At 52.5% G+C, this 1,849-nt stretch carries 3 protein-coding genes and 1 pseudogene; all 4 read right to left on the bottom strand.

The genetic code is table 11. The annotated features are described in order from the left end of the window. Nucleotides 1-285, bottom strand: a pseudogene (locus LWP20_RS18130) (heavy metal translocating P-type ATPase); the annotation flags it as partial. 23 nt (nucleotides 286-308) lie between these two features. Beyond that, nucleotides 309-614 carry a phosphoribosylpyrophosphate synthetase gene (locus tag LWP20_RS18125; RefSeq protein ID WP_242929592.1) on the bottom strand — a complete coding sequence of 102 codons (306 nt, stop codon included), beginning with the start codon at nucleotides 612-614 and terminating at the stop codon, nucleotides 309-311. Between the two features lie 62 nt (nucleotides 615-676). Next, nucleotides 677-1,387: a DUF2231 domain-containing protein gene (locus tag LWP20_RS18120; RefSeq protein ID WP_242929591.1), complete on the bottom strand. Its 711-nt coding sequence runs from the start codon at nucleotides 1,385-1,387 to the stop codon at nucleotides 677-679. Between the two features lie 24 nt (nucleotides 1,388-1,411). Next, nucleotides 1,412-1,849 (bottom strand): YncE family protein (locus tag LWP20_RS18115; RefSeq protein ID WP_367615759.1); only part of this gene is annotated, 438 nt, incomplete at its 5' end.

Genomic DNA, 1,849 nt, shown 5'->3' with positions numbered 1-1,849 from the left:
ATCCAATGTAAAGCCCAGGATATGCTGCACCATCGGGCTGAGGATGATCACAGGTATAGACAGCGCGAGCGAGATCCAAAAGCGCTTTTTAAAGTCCTCGATCATCATGCGGTGATGGTCGTGGCCATGCTCCCCGTGCGGCGGATGGCCGGTGGTGTCTTCGTGCATGGCGTCCTCATGGCCGTGCAGCGTCTTTTCTTCCAGCCGTTCTGTTGTCTGGTCTTTCTGCGCTATGGCCTGTTGTTTCTGGTTGTTTCCGTGATGGTGGTGCTGATTGTGGTCCATTGCCTTTCAGTTTTGCGTTAATTTCAGCCTCTCAGTTTCTGAGCCAGCTCTGGTGTTATTGCATCGGCGTAATCGCCATAGGCATCAACTAACACGCCTTTTACATTTTGGTCTTTTGAAGAGAGAGCATATACAACAGAGTTATCGCCTGGGTAACTCATGCCTTCGAATCGATGTACTTCGTCTACTTTAAACTCTTCGGGCTTTAGCTCCAGCTTTAGGTTAGGGCATTCAATGCAGTCGCCTTTGAGGTTGAAGTCCTCGGTATAGCCGCGTTTTTTTAAGCCATTCAGTGCTTCGGAGAGGGTATCGTAGGAGTTGTCGTTCATGTCAGTGTTGTTGTTACTGTAAACAATAAAGACGCAACCGGGGCTGCGTCTTTAGTATACTGTTAGTGGTGATGTTCCGTTTCGAGGTACCTGCCCTGCGGCCCCACACCTTCAATGTGCACGAGTTGTGCGCCATAGTGTCCGGCCATGGCCACGGCATAGGCGGCTCCGGTGAGTACGAGCGCTGCCACCAGTACAGCCCAGCGACGGCCCTTGAACAGAAACTGGCTCAGCAACTGTGCCACCAGGCCGAATCCACCCAGATACACGGTCCAGTCGGCGTAAAGATCGTGCTGGTCAAGCACAAGCTGTGCGTGTTCAGTTAACCCTGTGGTGTGCGGGTGCGCGTATTTTGTTGCGACAAAGGCTGTAACAAATCCGATGAGCGTCCCGATGGTGACCACCCAGTCCAGCTCCCTGCGCAGAAAGAAGATATTGCAAAGCGCCACGGCGGCGGCCACTAACAACAGTACAATCGGAAAGTGCACGATGAGCGGGTGTTTGTTTGGGAAGTCATCCGGAGTGGCATGTACCGTAGATGGGTCCTGTAGGTGAGCCGCATGTTCATCGGGTGCTACCGTTTGCTCCTGTGCCGGCTGCTTCGCTGTTTGAGCAGTATCCTGCGTGAGGTCCGTGGATTTGGTTTGCTCTGTCTTTTCGGTTTTGGATTTGCCATGCTTTTCTTTGCCATGGGCTAGTGCCGGAGCGGCCGTTGCCAACTGCAAGAATGCAGAAAGAGTGATTCCGAAGCGGAAAATTTTGTTGAAATTCATGATGATAGGTTGGATAGGTTATTATTATCTGATAATGATTCCGTTAGGCATTTTGCCAACTGCTATGTTGCTGACACGGGAGTAGCCGGCTACGTTGATAACCGAAACCGTGTGGGCTCCCTGGTTTGTCACGTAGGCAAACTGCATGTCCTCATCAAAGACAATGGCGTGTGCGTCAGCGCCGGTCGCAATCTCTGTTTTGCGCTGCCAGGTGTTGTCAGCGCGCTGGTAAATCACCACTTTGCCGTCAGTTGCATTGCTCACCCACAGCTCGTTAGCGTCGCTATGATAGGCCACATAACCCGGCTTGTAACCCAGGGCAATGGTTTCCTCTACCTCAAGCGAGTTCACGTCGATTACGCTTACTGTCTGACCAGCCTCGTTGTCGACATACATTTTGCCATTCGTAGCCGGCCAGGCGCCCACCGGCTCTGCACCCACCGCGATAGTCTTTCTGACCGC

It is taken from the genome of Pontibacter vulgaris (genome assembly GCF_022758145.1).
Lineage (GTDB): Bacteria > Bacteroidota > Bacteroidia > Cytophagales > Hymenobacteraceae > Pontibacter > Pontibacter vulgaris.
The sequence above is the reverse complement of the archived record's forward strand: the minus strand, read 5'-3'. Positions and strand labels throughout refer to the sequence as shown.

Coding starts and splice junctions, on each gene's coding strand:
- LWP20_RS18120 (WP_242929591.1), bottom strand. CDS start 1,387: ATGAATTTCAACAAAATTTTCCGCTTCGGAATCACTCTTTCTGCATTC.
- LWP20_RS18125 (WP_242929592.1), bottom strand. CDS start 614: ATGAACGACAACTCCTACGATACCCTCTCCGAAGCACTGAATGGCTTA.